Source organism: Klebsiella sp. 10982, from assembly GCF_048589245.1.
GTDB classification, from domain to species: Bacteria; Pseudomonadota; Gammaproteobacteria; order Enterobacterales; family Enterobacteriaceae; genus Klebsiella; species Klebsiella quasivariicola.
The window spans coordinates 26,534-48,237 of record NZ_JBMAXV010000038.1; the positions used below are offsets into that span (position 1 = coordinate 26,534).

General features: G+C 58.8%; 18 protein-coding genes. 12 read left to right on the top strand and 6 right to left on the bottom strand.

Features of this window, described 5'->3' with window-relative positions:
- The first annotated feature begins 4 nt into the window (after positions 1-4).
- The 4 genes from trmH to fpr all read left to right on the top strand — a co-directional run bounded on the left by trmH (position 5) and on the right by fpr (position 4,737).
- Entirely contained in the window at positions 5-694 is a 690-nt protein-coding gene (gene trmH / locus ACKLKD_RS22210; protein WP_025713932.1) for a tRNA (guanosine(18)-2'-O)-methyltransferase TrmH, read from the top strand.
- A gap of 5 nt (positions 695-699) precedes the next feature.
- On the top strand, positions 700-2,781 hold the full coding sequence (recG, locus tag ACKLKD_RS22215; protein WP_025713933.1) for an ATP-dependent DNA helicase RecG: 2,082 nt from the start codon (positions 700-702) through the stop codon (positions 2,779-2,781).
- 48 nt (positions 2,782-2,829) lie between these two features.
- The gene (glpX, locus tag ACKLKD_RS22220; RefSeq protein ID WP_002922903.1) at positions 2,830-3,840 is read left to right on the top strand and encodes a class II fructose-bisphosphatase; all 1,011 of its coding nucleotides are present in this window, start codon (positions 2,830-2,832) and stop codon (positions 3,838-3,840) included.
- Positions 3,841-3,990: 150 nt separating this feature from the next.
- Positions 3,991-4,737, top strand: coding sequence for a ferredoxin--NADP(+) reductase (gene fpr / locus ACKLKD_RS22225; protein WP_004173895.1), 747 nt, complete (start codon positions 3,991-3,993; stop codon positions 4,735-4,737).
- On the opposite strand, the gene ACKLKD_RS22230 is transcribed toward fpr, so the two are convergent.
- Positions 4,738-5,166, bottom strand: a complete 429-nt coding sequence (locus ACKLKD_RS22230; protein WP_002922907.1) for a DUF805 domain-containing protein — start codon at positions 5,164-5,166, stop codon at positions 4,738-4,740.
- A gap of 112 nt (positions 5,167-5,278) precedes the next feature.
- On the opposite strand from ACKLKD_RS22230, the gene ACKLKD_RS22235 reads away from it, so the two are divergent.
- Positions 5,279-5,881, top strand: coding sequence for a YiiQ family protein (locus ACKLKD_RS22235; protein ID WP_002922908.1), 603 nt, complete (start codon positions 5,279-5,281; stop codon positions 5,879-5,881).
- 109 nt (positions 5,882-5,990) lie between these two features.
- Positions 5,991-6,758 (top strand): triose-phosphate isomerase, encoded by a 768-nt coding sequence (tpiA, locus tag ACKLKD_RS22240; RefSeq protein WP_002922909.1) that lies wholly within the window; start codon positions 5,991-5,993, stop codon positions 6,756-6,758.
- Between the two features lie 92 nt (positions 6,759-6,850).
- Here tpiA and ACKLKD_RS22245 read toward each other — a convergent pair whose 3' ends face one another.
- From ACKLKD_RS22245 to zapB, 4 genes are all read right to left on the bottom strand, one after another.
- The gene (locus ACKLKD_RS22245) at positions 6,851-8,155 is read right to left on the bottom strand and encodes an SLC13 family permease (protein WP_025713935.1); all 1,305 of its coding nucleotides are present in this window, start codon (positions 8,153-8,155) and stop codon (positions 6,851-6,853) included.
- Between the two features lie 64 nt (positions 8,156-8,219).
- Positions 8,220-8,990 (bottom strand): CDP-diacylglycerol diphosphatase, encoded by a 771-nt coding sequence (locus ACKLKD_RS22250; RefSeq protein ID WP_025713936.1) that lies wholly within the window; start codon positions 8,988-8,990, stop codon positions 8,220-8,222.
- Between the two features lie 327 nt (positions 8,991-9,317).
- Entirely contained in the window at positions 9,318-10,307 is a 990-nt protein-coding gene (locus tag ACKLKD_RS22255) for a sulfate ABC transporter substrate-binding protein (RefSeq protein WP_002922936.1), read from the bottom strand.
- Between the two features lie 151 nt (positions 10,308-10,458).
- Positions 10,459-10,704 (bottom strand): septal ring assembly protein ZapB, encoded by a 246-nt coding sequence (gene zapB / locus ACKLKD_RS22260; RefSeq protein WP_004150222.1) that lies wholly within the window; start codon positions 10,702-10,704, stop codon positions 10,459-10,461.
- A 442-nt stretch (positions 10,705-11,146) separates the two neighbouring features.
- On the opposite strand from zapB, the gene ACKLKD_RS22265 reads away from it, so the two are divergent.
- Both ACKLKD_RS22265 and glpK read left to right on the top strand, forming a co-directional pair.
- Positions 11,147-11,998, top strand: coding sequence for an MIP/aquaporin family protein (locus tag ACKLKD_RS22265; protein ID WP_025713937.1), 852 nt, complete (start codon positions 11,147-11,149; stop codon positions 11,996-11,998).
- A 21-nt stretch (positions 11,999-12,019) separates the two neighbouring features.
- Entirely contained in the window at positions 12,020-13,531 is a 1,512-nt protein-coding gene (gene glpK / locus ACKLKD_RS22270) for a glycerol kinase GlpK (protein WP_087804731.1), read from the top strand.
- A gap of 114 nt (positions 13,532-13,645) precedes the next feature.
- Here glpK and gltS read toward each other — a convergent pair whose 3' ends face one another.
- The gene (gltS, locus tag ACKLKD_RS22275; protein WP_025713939.1) at positions 13,646-14,848 is read right to left on the bottom strand and encodes a sodium/glutamate symporter; all 1,203 of its coding nucleotides are present in this window, start codon (positions 14,846-14,848) and stop codon (positions 13,646-13,648) included.
- A 284-nt stretch (positions 14,849-15,132) separates the two neighbouring features.
- Here gltS and ACKLKD_RS22280 point away from each other — a divergent pair, with 284 nt between their 5' ends.
- The 4 genes from ACKLKD_RS22280 to ACKLKD_RS22295 all read left to right on the top strand — a co-directional run bounded on the left by ACKLKD_RS22280 (position 15,133) and on the right by ACKLKD_RS22295 (position 21,576).
- The gene (locus ACKLKD_RS22280; RefSeq protein ID WP_080897626.1) at positions 15,133-16,524 is read left to right on the top strand and encodes a nucleobase:cation symporter-2 family protein; all 1,392 of its coding nucleotides are present in this window, start codon (positions 15,133-15,135) and stop codon (positions 16,522-16,524) included.
- Positions 16,525-16,674: 150 nt separating this feature from the next.
- Positions 16,675-18,372 carry an AsmA family protein gene (locus ACKLKD_RS22285; RefSeq protein WP_080897627.1) on the top strand — a complete coding sequence of 566 codons (1,698 nt, stop codon included), beginning with the start codon at positions 16,675-16,677 and terminating at the stop codon, positions 18,370-18,372.
- A gap of 252 nt (positions 18,373-18,624) precedes the next feature.
- Positions 18,625-20,184, top strand: a complete 1,560-nt coding sequence (locus tag ACKLKD_RS22290) for a PTS transporter subunit EIIC (RefSeq protein ID WP_025713942.1) — start codon at positions 18,625-18,627, stop codon at positions 20,182-20,184.
- Positions 20,185-20,196: 12 nt separating this feature from the next.
- The gene (locus ACKLKD_RS22295) at positions 20,197-21,576 is read left to right on the top strand and encodes a glycoside hydrolase (RefSeq protein WP_025713943.1); all 1,380 of its coding nucleotides are present in this window, start codon (positions 20,197-20,199) and stop codon (positions 21,574-21,576) included.
- The last annotated feature ends 128 nt before the right edge of the window (positions 21,577-21,704 follow it).

The window sequence follows — 21,704 nt, forward strand, 5'->3', positions numbered from 1 at the left end:
CTTTATGAACTCAAAGCGCTACGAGCGTATCTGCGAGATGCTCGCCAGGCGTCAGCCTGACCTGACGGTCTGCATGGAGCAGGTCCATAAGCCTCATAACGTCTCTGCGGTCATCCGGACCGCAGATGCCGTTGGCGTACACGAAGTGCATGCCGTCTGGCCGAGCAGCCGGATGCGTACCATGGCCTCCGCCGCCGCGGGCAGCAACAGCTGGGTGCAGGTTAAAACCCACCGCACTATCGCAGATGCCGTCGGCCACCTGAAAGGCCAGGGCATGCAAATTCTCGCCACTCACCTTTCCGACAAAGCTATCGATTTTCGTGAAATCGACTATACGCGCCCTACCTGCATCCTGATGGGTCAGGAGAAAACCGGCATCACTCAGGAAGCGCTGGCCCTGGCTGACCGGGACATCATTATCCCGATGATCGGCATGGTGCAGTCGCTGAACGTCTCCGTCGCCTCGGCGCTGATCCTGTATGAAGCCCAGCGCCAGCGGCAAAACGCCGGGATGTACCAACGCGCCAACAGCATGCTGCCACCGGAAGAGCAGCAGCGCCTGCTGTTTGAAGGCGGCTATCCGGTGCTGGCCCGCGTCGCCCGACAAAAAGGGCTGCCTTATCCCCACGTCAACGAGCAGGGCGAAGTGGAAGCCGATGCCACGTGGTGGGCAACCATGCAGGCTGCGAGGTAAACCCGATGTCAGGCCGCCTGCTCGATGCCGTTCCGCTTAGTTCACTCACCGGTGTGGGCGCTGCGCAGAGCAGCAAACTGGCGAAGATCGGCCTGCATACGGTCCAGGATCTGCTACTGCACCTGCCCTTACGCTACGAAGATCGCACCCACCTTTATCCGATAGCCGAATTGCTTCCCGGGGTTTATGCCACCGTGGAGGGTGAAGTGCTCAACAGCAATATCACCTTCGGCGGCCGGCGGATGATGACCTGCCAGATCAGCGACGGCACCGGCATCCTCACCATGCGCTTTTTCAACTTCAACGCGGCGATGAAAAACAGCCTTGCGACCGGTCGCCGGGTGCTGGCCTACGGTGAAGCCAAACGCGGGAAGTACGGCGCCGAGATGATCCACCCGGAATACCGCGTCCAGGGCGATATGAGCACTCCGGAGCTGCAGGAAACGTTAACCCCGGTCTATCCGACCACCGAAGGTATTAAGCAGGCGACCCTGCGCAAGCTGACCGATCAGGCGCTTGAGCTGCTGGAAACCTGCGCGATTAGCGAGCTCCTGCCGCCGGAGCTGGCGCAGGGGATGATGAGCCTGCCGGAGGCGCTGCGTACGCTGCACCGTCCGCCGCCCTCCTTACAGCTTAGCGAGCTGGAAAGCGGCAAGCACCCGGCGCAGCAACGTCTGATTCTGGAAGAGCTGCTGGCGCATAACCTCAGCATGCTGGCGCTGCGGGCAGGCGCCCAGCGCTATCACGCCCTGCCGCTCGGCGCCAACGATACCCTGAAAAACCAGCTGCTGGCCTCCCTGCCCTTTAAGCCCACCGGCGCGCAGGCGCGGGTCACCGCCGAGATCGAGCGCGATATGGCGCTGGACGTGCCGATGATGCGCCTGGTGCAGGGCGACGTTGGCTCCGGTAAAACGCTGGTTGCCGCCCTGGCCGCCCTGCGCGCTATCGCTCACGGCAAACAGGTGGCGCTGATGGCGCCCACCGAACTGCTGGCCGAGCAGCACGCCAATAACTTTCGCAGCTGGTTCGAACCGCTGGGCATTGAAGTTGGCTGGCTGGCTGGCAAACAGAAAGGCAAAGCCCGCCAGGCGCAACAGGAAGCCATCGCCAGCGGCGAGGTGCAGATGATTGTCGGCACTCACGCCATCTTCCAGGAGCAGGTGCAGTTTAACGGCCTGGCGCTGGTGATTATCGACGAACAGCACCGCTTCGGTGTGCATCAGCGGCTGGCGCTGTGGGAGAAAGGTCAGCAGCAGGGATTCCACCCGCATCAGCTGATCATGACCGCCACGCCGATCCCCCGCACCCTGGCGATGACCGCCTACGCCGATCTGGACACCTCGATTATCGACGAGCTGCCGCCAGGCCGAACTCCGGTGACCACCGTCGCCATCCCCGACACCCGGCGCAGCGATATTATCGACCGCGTGCGCAACGCCTGTACCCATGAAGGTCGCCAGGCCTATTGGGTCTGTACGCTGATTGAAGAGTCCGATCTGCTGGAAGCCCAGGCGGCGGAAGCCACCTGGGAAGAGCTCAAACTGGCGCTGCCGGAGCTCAATATCGGCCTCGTCCACGGGCGGATGAAACCGGCGGAGAAGCAGGCGGTGATGCAGGCCTTCAAGCAGGGCGAGATGCATCTGCTGGTAGCCACCACGGTGATTGAAGTCGGTGTCGACGTGCCTAACTCAAGCCTGATGATTATCGAAAACCCGGAACGTCTGGGTCTGGCGCAGCTGCACCAGCTCAGAGGGCGCGTTGGTCGCGGCGCGGTCGCTTCCCACTGCGTGCTACTCTATAAATCGCCGCTCTCCAAAACGGCGCAGAAACGTCTGCAGGTCCTGCGCGACAGCAACGATGGTTTCGTCATTGCCCAGAAAGACCTCGAAATTCGCGGTCCCGGCGAGCTGCTCGGCACCCGCCAGACCGGCAACGCCGAATTTAAAGTGGCGGACTTACTGCGCGATCAGGCGATGATCCCCGATGTCCAGCGCATTGCTCGCCACATTCATGAACGCTATCCGCTGCAGGCCCAGGCGCTTATCGAGCGCTGGATGCCGGAAACCGAACGCTATTCCAACGCGTAGCGCGCTTTTGCCGCGCTGCGGGCAACTTTTCTACACAACGAGTGGATTATGAAACGAGAACTGGCCATCGAATTTTCGCGTGTCACCGAAGCCGCCGCGCTGGCGGGCTATAAATGGCTGGGCCGCGGCGATAAGAATACCGCCGACGGCGCAGCGGTTAACGCCATGCGCATTATGCTTAACCTCGTCAATATCGACGGCACCATCGTCATCGGCGAGGGCGAAATCGATGAAGCGCCGATGCTCTATATCGGCGAAAAAGTGGGTACCGGCAAGGGCGATGCGGTAGATATCGCCGTCGATCCCATCGAAGGCACCCGCATGACGGCGATGGGCCAGGCCAACGCCCTGGCGGTGATGGCGGTCGGCGATAAGGGCTGCTTCCTCAACGCGCCGGATATGTATATGGAAAAGCTGATCGTCGGCCCGGGCGCTAAAGGCGCTATCGACCTTAATCTGCCGCTGGAAGAGAACCTGCACAATATCGCCCGCGCCCTGAACAAGCCGCTGGGCGAGCTGACCGTCACCGTGCTGGCGAAACCGCGCCACGACGCGGTCATTGCCCAGCTGCAGCAGCTGGGCGTGCGCGTGTTCGCTATTCCCGATGGCGACGTCGCGGCCTCTATTCTCACCTGCATGCCGGATAGCGAAGTCGACGTACTGTACGGCATCGGCGGCGCGCCGGAAGGGGTGGTTTCCGCCGCGGTGATCCGCGCCCTCGACGGGGATATGCAGGGGCGCCTGCTGGCTCGCCACCACGTGAAGGGCGATAACGAAGAGAACCGCCGCATCGGTGAAAATGAGCTGGCGCGCTGCAAAACCATGGGCATTGAAGCGGGCAAAGTGCTGCGTCTGGATGAAATGGCGCGCAGCGATAACGTCGTCTTCTCCGCCACCGGGATCACCAAAGGCGATCTGCTGGACGGCATCACCCGCAAGGGCAACATGGCCACCACCGAGACGCTGCTGATCCGCGGCAAGTCGCGCACTATCCGTCGTATCCAGTCGATTCATTACCTCGACCGTAAAGATCCGGACATTCAGCAACACATCCTGTAATACCGCTTTTTCTCTCCCAGGCAACCGTCCGCAGGCGGTTGCCCTGTTCTTCGTTTATATTTGATCAATAGAGCTTTCTTGCGCCTTCGGGGTGGAAATCTGGCTCGTCTGGACCGAAGATAAGGCATCGCTTGGCAACAGGAGAAGACGATGGCGGACTGGGTTAGCGGCAAAGTGACAAAAGTGGAGTACTGGACGGACGCCTTGTTCAGTTTATACGTGCGGGCGCCTGTTCATCCGTTTACCGCCGGGCAATTTACCAAGCTCGGGCTGGAAATCGACGGCGAACGCGTGCAGCGCGCCTACTCCTACGTCAACGCCCCCGGCAATCCCGACCTCGAGTTCTATTTGGTCACCGTCCCGGAAGGCAAGCTGAGCCCGCGTCTGGCGGCGCTGAAGCCGGGCGATGAAGTCCTGGTGGTGAGTGAAGCGGCAGGTTTCTTCGTCCTCGAGGAAGTACCGGATTGCGATACCCTGTGGATGCTGGCGACCGGCACTGCGCTGGGGCCGTACCTGTCAATTTTGCAGGAAGGCAAGGACCTTGAGCGCTTTAACAACCTGGTGCTGGTCCACGCCGTCCGCTACGCCGCGGACCTGAGCTATCTGCCGCTAATGCGCGAACTGGAGCAGCGCTATGCCGGCAAACTCCGTATTCAGACGGTGGTCAGCCGCGAAACCGTGGAAGGCTCGCTGACCGGCCGGGTGCCGTTTCTGATTGAAACCGGCGCGCTGGAAGAGGCCGTCGGCCTGCCGATGACCACCGACACCAGCCATGTGATGCTGTGCGGCAACCCGCAAATGGTGCGCGATACCCAACAGCTGTTAAAAGAGACCCGGCAGATGACCAAACATCTGCGTCGCCGGCCGGGCCATATGACGGCGGAGCACTACTGGTAATCAGGCGTCCGCTTTCCAGCGCACGTCCTGGGTCTCCTTGCCGAACTTATTCTCGCCCTGGGTGCCGACAAACGCCCCCAGGTCGATCAGCATCATGACGATAATCAGCGTCGGCACAAAGCGCCCGACGCCCCACTGCCAGACCTGCGGCAACATCGCCCAGTTCCCCGCCAGCAGCATCCACGCCAGAACCATCAGCAGCGCCCACAGCCCGGATTTGCCGCGATCGTGCAGCCGCTTGACCACCACCGCCGCCGTCGGCCACAGCAGGCAGACGATAATAAACGCCGCCGTCTGCAGGTTGAGCAGATTGCTGCCTGCCAGGGTAAACAAGGCGCTCATGGTCACCAGCCAGATGGCAATCCAGATCCAGAAATCGCGGCGGCCAATGCGCCCTTTAATTGAGAATAACCACTGCTGTAGGGTCATGCGTTTTTCCTTATCATCATCGTCTGCGTAGTTTACCCTGGCGTCGTGACTTTTTGACAAGCGCCGCGCTTCCCGATTTAATCGTCAGCAGGCAAAAAAAGGAACGACGGGCATGAAGAAGTGGACAATTTTGTGGTTAAGTGGGCTGATGGGCCTTGCCGTCGGCCCGCACGCGTTGTCCGCAGAGAGCGAATCGACGACCGCGGCAGCGCCCTACCTGCTCGCCGGCGCGCCGAGCTTTGACCAGTCGATCAGTCAGTTCCGCGAGAAATTCAACGCCGATAACCCAAAGCTGCCTCTGAACGAATTCCGTTCCATCGCCACCAGTCGCGATCGGGCTAACCTGACCCGCGCCGCCAGCAAAATTAACGAAAATCTCTATGCCTCCACCGCGCTGGAGCGCGGCACGCTGAAGATCAAATCCATGCAGATCACCTGGCTGCCGATCCAGGGGCCGGAGCAAAAGGCGGCCAGGACCAAAGCGCTGGAGTATATGAGCGCCATGATCCGCGCCTTCGTGCCGACTTTTAGCCAGGCGCAAAGCCAGCAAAAACTGCAGAAACTGCTGGCCGCCGGCAAGGGCAAGCGCTACTTCGCCGATACCGAAGGCGCCGTGCGCTATGTGGTGGCAGATCATGGGGAAAAGGGCCTGACCTTCGCCATTGAACCGATTAAGCTGGCGCTATCTGAAACGCTGGAAGGTAACAATAAATGACAAAAAGCAAAGCCTTTCCAGTGACGAGTCTCTATACTGTTTCACAGACCATGCTGCCCTCTGGGGCGGCTATATTCCTTAATTCGCTTAAGTAGCGTGGAGAATTAAAATGCGACATCCTTTAGTGATGGGTAACTGGAAACTGAACGGCAGCCGCCACATGGTAAACGAACTGGTTGCGAACCTGCGTACCGAGCTGGCTGGCGTAAGCGGCTGTGCAGTTGCCATCGCCCCGCCGGAAATGTATCTGGACCTGGCTAAGCGCGCGGCAGAAGGCAGCCACATTCACCTGGGCGCGCAGAACGTTGACGTGAACCTGTCCGGCGCATTCACCGGTGAAACCTCCGCCGAAATGCTGAAAGATATCGGCGCGCAGTACATCATCATCGGCCACTCCGAGCGTCGTACCTACCACAAAGAATCCGACGAGCTGATCGCGAAGAAATTCGCCGTGCTGAAAGAGCAGGGTCTGACCCCGGTTCTGTGCATCGGTGAAACCGAAGCGGAAAACGAAGCGGGCAAAACGGAAGAAGTTTGCGCACGTCAGATCGACGCCGTGCTGAAAACCCAGGGCGCTGCCGCTTTCGAAGGCGTGGTTATCGCTTACGAACCAGTATGGGCTATCGGTACTGGCAAATCAGCGACCCCGGCTCAGGCGCAGGCGGTGCACAAATTCATCCGTGACCACATTGCTAAAGCTGACGCCAAAATCGCTGAGCAAGTGATCATCCAGTACGGCGGTTCCGTTAACGCTGGCAACGCCGCAGAGCTGTTCACCCAGCCGGACATCGACGGCGCGCTGGTTGGCGGCGCTTCCCTGAAAGCTGACGCTTTCGCGGTGATCGTTAAAGCAGCAGAAGCAGCGAAAAAAGCGTAATCCGCTTTTCCCGGTGGCGAAACGCGACCGGGATGACTGATAACACTCGGGAGCCCGGCTTAGCACAGCGCAAGCCGGGCTTTCTTTTGCCGTTACAGTTTCCCCAACAGCTGATACCACGCGTAATCCAGCGGCAGCAAAATCAGATAGCTCACCACTGCCAGCGCCAGACACAGTTGCATTCCCGCCCTCGCCGGGACCTTGCCTAACCCCATCGCCACTACGATCGGCGACGCCTGGTACGGCAGCAGCGGCGTGGAATAGCCCAGCACCTGAATCATAATCACGCTGAGCAGCGGGAAACCGGTCGCATCGGCAAAGCTCTGCGCAAAAGTGGTATACAGTGCCGGGACGCCGTTGGCGGTCATAATAAAGTTCAGCGCGCTGGTAATTCCGGTCAGCGCCAGGAAGCTGGTGAACGGATTATCTTTATCCAGCGGCATTACCTGCAGCAGCGCATTGCCCACCGCGCCGCCAATCCCGGTTTGGGTCACGGTAATCGCCAGTCCCAAAATGCCGGCAACATAAATGCAGGTGCGCATATTCACCCCGCTGGCGAACTCCTCGCCGCTGATAAAGCCCACCCGCGGCAACAGTGTGACCACGGCCGCCGCCAGGCCGGCCCACGCCGGGCCGACGCCGTGCCAGCTCTCCGTCACCCATAGCGTGAGGACCACCGCCAGCAGCCACGCCAGACGCTTCTCGTCGCCGCTCATCGCCGGCAGCGGCGCCAGGTCGCGCGGCGGATGCGGCTTGCCGGGAAACAGCCAGCAAATCAGCGCCACCAGCACTATCCCTTTCAGCCAGCCAAGCACCGGCGTGTGCAGCAGTAAATAGGGAACATAATTCAGATGGATACCGTAAGAACCTTCCGCCGCGCCGCTCATCACCAGATTCGGCACGTTGGCGGGCAAAATCGTCGCCGACAGCTGAAAAGTGCCGAACCCCACCGCCAGCGCCAGGCCGAACCAGCCGCGGCTACCGTCGGCAATGCCCGCGCGGCGGGCCATCGCCGCCACGATCGGCATCAACAGCGCGATACGCCCCATGTTGGAAGGCATCACGAACGCCAGGGCGTAGCTCAGCAATACCACGCTGGCGACCATCCGCGGCCAGGAGTCAGTGAGCCGCGCAGACAGCGCCTGCGCCGCCCGGTCCGCCAGCCCGGTTTTACGGATGGCGATGCCGAGCACAAAGCCGCTGAACACCAGCCAGAACGCCGAAGAGGCAAAGCCGCCGAAGATCACCTCCGGGGGGGCGATTTTCGCCATCATCGCCGCCGCGAAGAACAGCAGGGCGGTGATAAATTCCGGCAGCAGCGACGTCGCCCAGAGGACAATGGTGACGCCGACAATCAGTGAAGGAAGGAATAGCGGGTGGGTAAGCCAGAGCGACATGCCTGTCTCCTGTCGTTTTTTTCAGCAAGAATACGACGACAGGTTAGACAGGTAAACGCCAGAACTAGTGGTTTGCATTAAGGATGGCGCAGCGATGATCCTGAATTTCTTCCGCTGAAGCCCGGTTCAAGGTCAGCAGATTACGCTCCGTCGCCAGCAGCACCAGCGAGCCGTCGCTCTGCTGCGCCATCGCCAGCGCGAAGCGTCCCATATGTTCACGCGCCTCCGGCACCTCTTCCGCCAGCATCAGGAACGGGCTGCGCTGGGCCAGTTCGGCCTCCGTCACCCGACGCGCCAGGTATTCATGGCCCTGGAGCCCGCCCGGCAGCGGCAGCCAGCGGCTGCTGACCGCGGCCGCCTCCTTATCTAACTGCGCGCGTACATCGGGGCGCAGGCAGGAGATATGAATATGGAAATGGTTTTGCGTGCGCCCGCTGCGCGAGTTGATCGCCAGCGATACCGCGTTATCTGGAACCGGCGCGCCGTGGCGCTGACTCATGATTTCACGTCCCTGCCAGGCCTGCCAGAAAAAGTTCGGCGTTAACGGGTCCAGCAGCAGCGGGCTTTCGGTGCCGTTGATGCGGTAGGTCGGCATCAGCAAATACTGCAGCGGGCCGTTACGGTCTTTAAACAGCACATAGCCGCCCTTGAGGTTCACTTCCGCGCACGGCGACGGGTTTTGCTGCTGTTGCTGATGGGGAACGCACTGCTGCAGAACAATCTTGCGCAACGCGTCCGGGTTGCCAGAGTGCAGCCAGTAGTAGCCGCCCGCCAGCGCCGCGAGGATCGCCACCAGCAGTGCCAGCAAAAAGTATCTTACTCTTCTCATTTTCATTCCCTGTTAAGCCTGAAGCGGAAGAGTAACGTAATTTGATGACTAAATGAAAACAGATGGCGGGTGAGGCGTTTTCCCGGGTAGCGGCTGACGCCTTACCCGGGCTACCAGACGGCGAAAAACCGTAGCCCTGCTAAGCGTAGCGCAAGCAGGGATCCCCGGGTAGCGGCTGGCGCCTTACCCGGGCTACCGCACGGTGCAGAACTGTAGCCCTGCTAAGCATAGCGCAAGCAGGGATCCCCGGGTAGCGGCTGGCGCCTTACCCGGGCTACCGCACGGTGCAGAACTGTAGCCCTGCTAAGCATAGCGCAAGCAGGGACACGAGGATTAACGCTGGCTAATCTGGTCGAAGGTGCCGCCGTTGGAGAAGTGCTCTTTCTGCGCTTTCGTCCAGCCGCCGAACTCCTGATCGATGGTAAACAGCTTCAGTTTCGGGAACTCATTGGCGTATTTTTTCGCCACATTCGGATCGCGCGGACGGTAGAAGTTCTTCGCCGCAATCTCCTGGCCTTCCGGCGAGTAGAGATACTTCAGGTACGCTTCCGCCACCTGGCGCGTGCCTTTCTTATCCACGACTTTATCAACCACCGAAACGGTCGGCTCAGCGAGAATCGACTCACTCGGGGTCACGATTTCAAACTTGTCTTTACCCAGTTCGTTGGTGGCCAGCAGCGCTTCGTTTTCCCAGGCGATCAGCACATCGCCGATACCGCGTTCTACGAAGGTATTGGTCGAACCGCGCGCGCCGGAGTCCAGCACTTCTACGTTTTTATACAGCGCCTTGACGAATTCCTGAGCTTTCGCCTGGTCGCCATGGTTCTGATGCAGGGCATAGCCCCAGGCCGCCAGGTAGTTCCAGCGAGCGCCGCCGGAGCTTTTCGGGTTCGGGGTGATGACCGACACGCCCGGTTTGATCAGATCGTTCCAGTCATGGATCTGTTTCGGGTTGCCCTTGCGGACAAGGAACACGATGGTGGAGGTATACGGCGCGGAGTTATCCGGCAGGCGTTTCAGCCAGTTTTTATCGATACGGCCGCGTTCAGCAATGGCGTCTACGTCATAGGCCAGCGCCAGCGTGACCACATCCGCTTCAATACCGTTAATTACCGAGGTCGCCTGTTTGCCGGAGCCGCCGTGCGACTGGCGGATCACCACGTTGTCGCCGGTCTCCTGCTTCCAGTGCGCGCTGAACGCTTTGTTGTACTGTTCGTACAGCTCGCGCGTTGGATCATAAGATACGTTTAATAGCTGAATGTCTTTTGCCAGAACGCTGGCGGATGCCAGCAACAGAGTTAACCCTACGCCCCACTTATTCATCGCACCGCTCTCTTTATGTGTGTTGTGATGGACTAAGCGTGCCAGAAAGCGAATCAATGATTAAAGAATAAAAAAAGATTGGCTATAACTTGTGGATATAAAGCGGTGAGGGAGGATTGCCCCCTCCCGGACGGGAGAGGGCGCGACACGATTAGACTTCTTCCATGCGGCCCAGTAGCGCCTGCAGACGTTCCTGCCAGCCCTGCTGCTGCTCTTTCAACTGGCTGTTTTCGCGCTCCAGCTCTTCACGACCATGCTGCGCGCTCTGAACTTCCTGCACCAGGGTGTTGTTCTTTTCTTTCAGCTCTTCGATTTCCATCTGCAACAGAGTGATGGTATCAATCGCCTGCTGAACCTTAGATTCTAATTTCTCAAACACTTCTAATGACATCGTCATACCTCTCCTGAACTTGCAAGGCGTTGATAGAAACTCGTGTTTCGTATACGCGGTCCCGCCTTAACGAAAATTAGCGCACATAGCGGTGTTATCGTCGATTGTATGAATCCCCGCCGCCCCTGTCCAGCGGCAAGCCGCGCAGATTGCGGTTTGCAACACTTTTCAGTCTTTACCTGGTGCTTTCAGCGCAGTTCGCTCGTACTTCATGAGTCATTGTTAATTTTATGGTTAACAAAATGCGAGGTGAAACGCTCCGGCAGAAGTCCCAATGCGCGCGAATGGCGCGAAAACGCTCATTTTCTTGACGCGGTACACACATTTGAAGTTCGATATTTCTCGTTTTTGCTCGTTAACGATAAATTAACACTATGCCTACATGGCAATATGGTCGTCTGTGACCACCCTACATACAATAATCATCACCACGCTTCAGGATTCGATTATGAGCCAAACATCAACCTTAAAAGGCCAGTGCATCGCAGAGTTCCTCGGTACCGGGTTGTTGATCTTTTTCGGCGTTGGGTGCGTGGCTGCGCTCAAGGTCGCGGGAGCCAGCTTCGGGCAATGGGAAATCAGCATCATCTGGGGTCTGGGCGTCGCCATGGCGATCTACCTGACCGCCGGGGTTTCCGGTGCACACCTTAACCCTGCGGTAACTATCGCGCTCTGGCTGTTCGCCTGCTTCGATGGCCGCAAAGTGGTCCCTTTTATCATTTCGCAATTCGCTGGCGCCTTTTGCGCTGCGGCATTAGTTTACGGGCTTTATTACAATCTTTTCCTCGATTATGAAACCACCCACCATATGGTCCGCGGCAGCGTGGAAAGCCTCGATCTGGCCGGCATCTTCTCCACCTATCCGAACCCGCATATCAATTTTGTGCAGGCCTTCGCGGTAGAGATGGTGATTACCGCTATCCTGATGGGCGTCATCCTGGCGCTGACCGACGATGGCAACGGCGTGCCGCGTGGCCCGCTTGCCCCGCTGCTGATCGGCCTGCTGATTGCGGTGATTGGCGCCTCCATGGGACCGCTGACCGGCTTCGCCATGAACCCGGCGCGTGATATCGGCCCGAAAGCCTTCGCCTGGCTGGCCGGCTGGGGCGACGTCGCCTTCACCGGCGGCAAAGATATTCCTTATTTCCTGGTGCCGCTGTGCGCACCGGTGGTCGGCGCCGCGCTGGGCGCATTCAGCTATCGTAAGCTGATTGGCCGCCACCTGCCTTGCGACACCTGCGTGGAAGAAGAGCAACAGAGCCCCTCCTCTTCGCCCACTCAACATAAAGCTTCGCTGTAATTTGACTACGGGACACCGACTATGACCGACAAAAAATATATCGTTGCGCTTGACCAGGGCACTACCAGCTCCCGGGCCGTTGTGATGGATCATGATGCCAATATCGTCAGCGTCTCCCAGCGAGAATTTGAACAAATTTATCCTAAGCCGGGCTGGGTCGAACACGATCCGATGGAAATCTGGGCTTCCCAAAGCTCGACGCTGGTCGAAGCGCTGGCCAAAGCGGATATTAGCTCCGATCAGATCGCGGCCATCGGTATCACCAACCAGCGTGAGACCGTGGTGGTGTGGGAACGCGAGACCGGCAAACCGATTTACAACGCTATCGTCTGGCAGTGCCGCCGTACCGCGGAGATTTGCGAGCAGCTCAAACGTGACGGAATGGAAGAGTATATCCGCAAGGCCACAGGCCTGGTGGTGGACCCCTACTTCTCCGGCACCAAGGTGAAATGGATCCTCGACCATGTCGAAGGTTCCCGTGAGCGTGCGAAACGCGGCGAGCTGCTGTTCGGCACCGTTGACACCTGGCTTATCTGGAAGATGACCCAGGGCCGCGTGCACGTCACCGACTACACCAACGCCTCACGTACCATGTTGTTCAACATCCACGACCTGGACTGGGACGACAAGATGCTGGACGCGCTGGACATCCCGCGTGCCATGCTGCCGGAAGTACGTAAGTCATCCAAAGTGTACGGCCAGACCAACATCGGTGGTAAAGGCGGGACCCGTATTCCTATCGCCGGGATCGCCGGTGACCAGCAGGCGGCCCTGTTCGGCCAGCTGTGCGTCAAAGAAGGGATGGCGAAAAACACTTACGGTACCGGCTGCTTTATGCTGATGAACACCGGTGAAAAAGCGGTTACCTCTACTCACGGTCTGCTGACTACCATCGCCTGCGGCCCGCGCGGCGAGGTGAACTATGCCCTGGAAGGGGCGGTGTTTATGGCCGGCGCGTCTATTCAGTGGCTGCGCGACGAGATGAAGCTCATCAGCGATGCGTTCGACTCCGAGTACTTCGCCACCAAAGTGAAGGACACCAACGGCGTGTATGTGGTACCGGCCTTTACCGGCCTTGGCGCACCCTACTGGGACCCGTACGCCCGCGGCGCGATCTTCGGCCTGACCCGTGGCGTGAACTCGAACCACATTATTCGTGCCACCCTGGAGTCTATCGCCTATCAGACTCGCGACGTGCTGGAAGCAATGCAGGCTGACTCCGGTATTCGCCTGCACGCTCTGCGCGTGGACGGCGGCGCGGTGGCCAACAACTTCCTGATGCAGTTCCAGTCCGATATCCTCGGCACCCGCGTCGAGCGGCCGGAAGTGCGCGAAGTGACGGCGCTGGGCGCGGCCTACCTGGCCGGCCTGGCGGTAGGCTTCTGGCAGAATCTGGACGAGCTGCAGGAAAAAGCGGTGATTGAGCGCGAATTCCGCCCGGGGATTGAAACCACCGAGCGCAACTATCGTTACAGCGGCTGGAAGAAAGCGGTAAAACGCGCGTTAGCGTGGGAAGAGCACGACGAAGCGTAAGATTGTGAAGGTATTCCCGGCTTGCGGCGTAAACGCCTTAGCCGGGCTACAAAACCCCAAACAGCACGATCTTGTAGCCCGGACAGGTGCGCAGCACCGCCTCCGGGTTTTTTATCAGCCAAACATCGGCAGCAGCAGGTACAGCTTAATCACCAGCGCGTTGACGATATCGATAAAGAACGCCCCCACCATCGGCACCACCAGGAAGGCCATATGTGACGGGCCAAAACGGTCGGTAATCGCCTGCATATTGGCAATCGCCGTCGGCGTTGCGCCCAGACCAAAGCCGCAATGGCCCGCCGCCAGCACCGCGGCATCATAATTCTTGCCCATCATCCGGTAGGTGACGAACACCGCATACAGGGCCATCGCCACTGATTGCACCGCCAGGATAATAATCATCGGCAGCGCCAGGGAAGCCAGCTCCCACAGCTTGAGGCTCATCAGCGCCATGGCGAGGAACAGCGACAGGCTGACGTTACCCAGCACCGATACTGCGCGATCGAACACCCGATACAGCCCCGCCAGCGCCAGGCTGTTGCTGAGGATCACGCCGATAAACAATACGCAGACGAAGGTGGGCAGCTCGAAGACGCTTCCCGCCAGCAGTTGCGCAACAACCTTACCCACCGTCAGACAGATAGCGATAAGGGCAATACTTTCAATCAGCACCAGCGAGGTGATCACCCGCCCTACGTCGGGCTTTTCAAAGGCGGTCGGCGCCATCTGATCGTCCGGGGTCCCGTCCGGTGAGGAAGAGTGTTTCACCAGATAACGCGCCACCGGGCCGCCGATCAGACCACCCAACACCAGGCCAAAGGTCGCGCAGGCCATCGCCACTTCGGTGGCATTGGCAAAACCGTAGCGCTCGACGAACAGCTTACTCCATGCCGCCCCGGTGCCGTGGCCGCCGGAAAGGGTAATAGATCCGGCCAGCAGCCCCATTAGCGGATCCAGCCCCAGCAGCTTCGCCATGCCGATACCGAGGGCATTCTGCAGGAGCAGCAGGCCGACCACCACGATCAGAAATGTGCCCAGCACTTTGCCGCCCGCCCGCAGGCTGGCGAGGTTGGCGTTAAGGCCGATAGTAGCGAAGAACGCCAGCATCAGCGGATCTTTCAGGCTCATATCGAAATCAATTTCGATATCCATGCTTTTTTTCAGCACCAGCAGCGCCAGCGCCACCAGCAGACCACCGGCAACGGGTTCAGGAATGGTATATTTCTTGAGGAAGGGAACGGTTTGTACGAGTTTTCTGCCGAGTAACAGCACAAGCGTTGCGGCAACGAGCGTCGATAAGGTATCGAGGTGAAACATAAAAAGCTCCTTATGGGCGCATGATCCATTCACACGCGACGATATTCCTGGTGTCTTTAGCTTCTCATCATGAGGAGTCAGAGGGGGATTTTACGCAGAACGGCGGAAAAAATGACAGAAAAAGATATTTTGTATCCTGAATGATGCGATTTAGCATACAAAATGTTAATAATCCCGTTGCGCATATTCATGGCATAAATTTTAATGACTAAACGCTGGCAAACGTTTGCTTTTGGTCTACAGTCCGATAAAATCCCCGCTTTGCCACCTTGGGATTGCTTGTGATGTCCGTTAACACCGCAGAGTCAGAAAATGCGCAACCGGTTGCGCACAAACCAGCCAGCGAATTAATCTACCGCCTCGAAGATCGCCCGCCGCTTCCGCAAACCCTGTTCGCCGCCTTCCAGCACCTGCTGGCGATGTTTGTCGCGGTGATCACCCCGGCGCTGTTAATCTGTCAGGCTCTCGGTCTCCCGGCGCAAGATACCCAACACATCATCAGCATGTCGCTGTTCGCCTCCGGCGTCGCCTCTATTATCCAGATCAAAGCCTGGGGCCCGGTCGGCTCCGGGCTGCTCTCCATTCAGGGCACCAGCTTCAACTTTGTCGCCCCGCTGATCATGGGCGGCACCGCGCTGAAAACCGGCGGCGCCGACGTTCCGACCATGATGGCCGCCCTGTTCGGCACCCTGATGCTGGCCAGTTGCACGGAAATGGTCCTCTCCCGCGTCCTGCACCTCGCGCGCCGCATCATTACCCCGTTGGTCTCCGGCGTGGTGGTGATGATTATCGGCCTGTCGCTGATTCAGGTCGGACTGACCTCCATCGGCGGTGGCTACGCGGCGATGGCCGACCATACCTTTGGCGCGCCGAAGAACCTGCTGCTGGCGGGCATCGTGCTGGCGCTGATTATTATCCTCAACCGCCAGCGCAACCCGTACCTGCGCATCGCTTCGCTGGTGATCGCCATGGCGGCGGGCTATCTGGCGGCGTGGTTCCTCGATATGCTGCCGGCCAACACCGCCTCAACCAACAGCAGCCTCATCACCGTCCCGACGCCGCTCTACTATGGCCTCGGCATCGACTGGAGCCTGCTGCTGCCCCTGATGCTGGTATTTATGATCACCTCCCTGGAAACCATCGGCGACATCACCGCCACCTCCGACGTCTCCGAACAGCCGGTCTCCGGTCCGCTGTATATGAAACGCCTGAAAGGCGGCGTGCTGGCTAACGGCCTGAACTCCTTTGTTTCCGCCGTTTTCAATACCTTCCCGAACTCCTGCTTCGGCCAGAACAACGGCGTGATCCAGCTGACCGGCGTCGCCAGCCGCTATGTGGGCTTTGTGGTGGCGCTGATGCTGATTGTGCTCGGCCTGTTCCCAGCGGTAAGCGGCTTTGTGCAGCATATTCCTGAGCCGGTACTTGGCGGCGCGACGCTGGTGATGTTCGGTACCATTGCCGCATCCGGCGTGCGCATCGTTTCCCGCGAGCCGCTGAACCGCCGGGCGATCCTGATTATCGCCCTGTCGCTGGCGGTGGGTCTTGGCGTATCGCAGCAGCCGCTGATCCTGCAGTTCGCGCCGGACTGGCTGAAGAACCTGCTCTCCTCCGGCATCGCCGCCGGCGGTATCACGGCGATTGTTCTGAATTTAATTTTCCCGCCAGAAAAAGCCTGATCTGACGCGCTCCCGGTCGTAGCATCGGCCGGGACGCGCCAGCGTTGCCCTCGGCCACCGCCCCATCACCGAAATAAACCACGCCTGCCTTGAGAAGTGCGCCTAAATCGGGCATAACACGGTTATGTGCATCTCACAGAATGGAAGACCATGAAATTTCTTGGAAAGCTGATTCTCTGGCTGCTAGTCGCTCTGCTGCTCGTCATTATTGGCGCGTGGTTCCTGCTGCAAACCCACTGGGGCGCCCGCCAGGCCAGCGCCTGGCTGAGCAATGGCACCGGCTGGCAGGTCTCCTTTGATGCGATGGAACACGATTTCTCCTCTCCTCTTCATGTGCAGCTGCAAAACGTCACCTTTGGCCGGGAAGGCAAGCCGGCAACCCTGGTGGCAAAAACGGTCGATATTGGCTTCAGCACCCGCCAGTTTAGCGATCCGCTGCATGCAGATGAGATTGTGCTTAACGGCGGCACCCTGAATCTGTCGCCCCACTCTGCCGACCTGCCGTTCGCTGCCGACCGGTTGATGTTGCGCAATATGGCTTTCAACAGCCCGGAAACCGGCTGGGCGCTCAGCGCGCAGCGCGTCACCGGCGGCGTCAGCCCATGGACGCCGGAAGCGGGCAATGTGCTGGGGAAAACGGCGCAGATCCAGATGAGTGCGGGCTCGATGACCCTCAATGGCGTCGAAGCCAGCAACGTTCTGATTCAGGGTAAGATTGATCAGGGCGAGGTCACCCTCTCCACCCTCGGCGCCGATGTCGCCCGCGGCACCTTAACCGGCAATGCGAAACGCAGCGCCGACGGCAGCTGGCGGGTGGATAACCTCCAGCTCAACGAGATTCGACTGCAAAGCGCCGCCTCGCTGGCCGACTTTTTCGCCCCGCTGACCACCGTCCCTTCTCTGCAGATTGGCCGCCTGGATATCACCGACGCCCGCCTGCAGGGGCCGGACTGGGCGGTAACCGACCTCGACCTGAGCCTGCGCAACCTGACGCTTAGCCACGGCGGCTGGCAGAGCGAGGACGGCACGCTGTCGATGAACGCCAGCGAATTTATCTACGGCTCGCTGCACTTCTTCGACCCGATCCTCAACGCCGAATTCTCTCCGCAGGGCATTGCGCTGCGCCAATTTACCTCACGCTGGGAGGGCGGCATGGTGCGCACCTCCGGCAACTGGCTGCGCGCCGGGAACGCCCTGGTGCTCGACGATACCGCCTTTGCCGGGCTGGAGTACACGCTGCCGGCGAACTGGAAACAGCTGTGGATGGCACCGCTGCCAGCCTGGCTGCAAAGCCTGACGCTGAAAAAATTTAGCGCCAGCCGCAACCTGATCATCGATGTGGATCCTGCCTTCCCGTGGCAAATAACCGCTCTCGACGGCTATGGCGGCGAGCTGCAGCTGGTGAAAAACGGCAACTGGGGGGTATGGAACGGCAGCGCGACGCTGAACGCCGCGGCGGCGACCTTTAACCGAGTTGACGTGCGCCGCCCGTCACTTAAGCTGAGCGCCACGGTGTCGACGGTCAATATTACCGAGCTCAGCGCCTTCACCGAGCGCGGCATTCTGCAGGCCACCGCAGCGGTGTCGCAGCTGCCCCAGCGCCAGGTCAATCTCAGCCTGAACGGCCGCGGCGTGCCGCTGGGTATTCTGCAGGCCTGGGGCTGGCCCGCTCTGCCCATTAGCGGAGATGGTAATCTCCAGCTGACCGCCAGCGGCAGCGTGCAGGCCGATGCCCCGCTCAAGCCGACGGTTAACGGACAGCTCAGCGCCGTGAATATGGAGAAACAGCAGGTCGCGCAAACCATGCGCAACGGCGAGGTCAACACCGCCCCCGCCGCGCCGCAGTAAAGTCCCCTCACCCTGGCCCTCTCCCTTGCGGGGAGAGGGAACACTTCCCTGCAACACTCCGCTCTGGCTACCCCTCTCCCTTTCAGGGAAAGGGATAGGGTGAAGATCCTGAAACCTGTGTGCAATACGCGGCTATTTGTACCTATTTACCGCCACAGGTTCCTTTCAAATATCAGAGTTGCTATAACCAAAATACTGGAAGTCGATAAAAATAAGCTGCTCCCTGTACTTACAAATATAAAAGGATCAATCATGCCTGAAATACGTCAGCGTATTATGGAGAATATGCAAAAATTCTCCCGGGCCATGATCGGCGCCGTATTGTTCTTGCCGGTCATTGGCTTAATTCTGGCCCTCAGTTCAGTATTAACTAATCCGACATTAATTGCAGAAACCAGTTTCTTACACCAGCTTGGGCAGATGCTCGGCGACACCTTTTGGCCCTTATTTGGCAACCTTGGTTTATTGTTTTGCGTTGGCATTAGCTATGGCCTGGCAAAAGATAAAAAAACTGAAGTCGCGCTGGTTTCGGTGATGTGCTTTATTATGTTTCTTGGCGCCAACCACTCCTGGCTGGAACATACTCACGGACTCGCCGAAAAAATTAACGGTGAATATTATGGCACCGGACAAACCCAACTATTGGGCTTTGTGGTGGTGGATATGGGTGTTTTCCTTGGCATTATTCTCGGCTGCACCATTGCGTGGGTGCACAATAAAGTCTCTGCCATTGAGCTGCCCGGCGCGCTGTCGATGTACGGTGGCGCCAAGCTGACGCTGGTGGCAATGACGCCGGTGGTTATCTTCTATGCTATCGCCTTTACCTGGATTTGGCCTTTTATGACCCATGGCATCTCCGCCCTCACCGGCTTTATGAAAAATGCCGGGGTCGCCGGGGTCTTCGTCTATGGTTTCTTTGAAAAATTTCTTATCCCGACCGGTCTGCACCATTTCGTCTGGTCCCCGTTCCAGCTCACCCAGATTGGCGGCACGCTGAACGTGGACGGCCAGGTCGTCTCCGGCACCCAGGCCATTTTCCTTGCCTATATGCGCCATCCAGATCTGACCCCGGTGATGAATGAAGCCTTACGCTTCTCGCAGCAGGGGATGACCACTATTTTCGGCCTGGCCGGCGCCTCGCTGGCGTTCTACCACACCGCGAAGCCGGAGAAAAAAGCGCTGGCGAAGGCGATTCTTCTGCCGGCGATCATCACCTCGATGCTGACCGGCATCACCGAACCGATTGAGTTTACTTTCTTGTTTGTCTCGCCGCTGCTGTGGGTGATCCACGCGACGTTAACCGCCGCCTCGCAGGCGATTTGCGACATCTTCACCGTGCGTCCCTGGGGGGCATCGGGCCTGATTGAGTTTCTGATCTATAACCTGCCGCTGCCGGTCTCTTTAACCCGCTGGCCGGGATATGTCCTGATCGGTATCGGCCAGTTTGCCGTCTACTACGTGATTTTCCGCACCCTGGTGGTGAAGCTGAACCTGAAAACGCCGGGTCGGGAAGATGACGAAAACGTGAAGCTCTACAGCAAAGCAGAGTACCGCCAGAAGGTCGCACAACCGCAGTCGGTCACTGATGACATTATTCGCGGTCTCGGGGGCAAGGAGAATATTGTCTCCGTTGATAATTGTTTTACTCGTCTGCGTGTGGCTGTGCACGATATGGCGCGGGTTGATGACGCGCAATTAAAAAAGACCGGCGCTAATGGCGTGGTACGCAATCGTAATGAAGTTCAGGTTATTTATGGCGTCAAAGTGGGACAGGTACGTTCCCGGGTTGATAACTGGTTAGCAGAAAATTAATGAGGAGTTTGTATGAAATTAACCGTATTAGGCGGGGGCGGCGTTCGCTCTGCATTTTTAGCGAAATCTCTGGCCTATAACGCTCACCGCATTGGTTTAACGGAAGTGGTTTTTCTCGATAACTCTGCTGATAATCTGGCGGTATTTGGCGAAATTGCCCGCTATGTATTTAATACCATTCGCCCGGATATTCAGTTTAGTACCACCACCGACCCGGTCGCGGCGCTGCAGAACGCCAATTATATCATTACCACTCTGCGGGTTGGCGGTGACGAAAGCCGCATTCGCGACGAGCGCATTGCGCTTGCCCATAACACTCTCGGCCAGGAGACCACCGGCGCCGGCGGTTTCGCCATGGCCATGCGCTCGATCCCGGCGATCCTTCGCTATTGCCGGCTGATCGAAGAACATGCCGCCGAAGACGCCATTCTGTTTAACTTTACCAACCCGTCCGGCCTGGTGACAGAAGCGATCGTCAAGTCCGGCTTTAAGCGCCGGGTCTATGGGATCTGCGACGCTCCCTCCGAGCTAATTCGTGAACTGCCCGCGATCCTTGGCTGTGAGGAGCGCGACCTCAGCGTGGAATGCTATGGGCTGAACCATTTCTCATGGTTTACCCATTTCACCGTACGCGGAGAAGAGGTGACTGAACGGCTGATTGCCAGCCCGGAACTGTATCAGAAGACGGCGATGCAGTACTTCTCACCCGAGCTGGTACGGCTTTGCGATAATCAACTGCTCAATGAATATCTCTATTATTACTACTACCGAGAGGTAGCGCTGAAGGCGATTCAGGAGGCCGGCGAGACGCGCGGAGAGCAGATCGCCCGCATCAATCATGAGATGCGCGAGGCGCTGCGCACCGTGGATGCCAGAACGCAGCCGGAAGCCGCCTTCACCATCTGGATGCAGCATTACCTGCGCCGGGAAAACAGCTATATGCAAAACGAGTCGCAGCAGGAGAAATTCCACACCCGCGAACCGCTGACGCTGCGCCAGTTTATCGAAGAGCCGGACACCGGCGGCTATGCCGGGGTGGCGCTGGATATTCTGGAAGCGGTGAACAGCACCACCACCAAGCGGATCGTGGTATCGATCCAGAATAATGGCACGCTCGATTTTTTACGCCCGGACGACGTGATCGAGATCAGCTGCGACCTGAGCCGGGACGGCCTCAAGCCGGTAACGCCAGTCAAGGTGCCGGTGGCGCAGAAGAATATGATTTCCTGTGTGAAAGAATATGAGCGGCTGGCGGTGGCGGCGATCCTGCAGCAGGATAAATCGCTGGCGGTGCGGGCGCTGATGGCGCACCCGCTGATCGGTTCATATTCGCTGGCAAAAACCCTGGTCGAGGCCTACCTCGACGATGAACAGTTCGCCGCCTGGCGGTAGCGAGTCCACGCTTGATTGAGTAGCCCTGATAAAGCGCCAGCCGCTATCCGGGAACTATCCCCCGCTCGCGCTACGCTTAGCGGGGCTACGAACGGAGCGGTTTGTATTTTATGTAGATACTGTTTTAT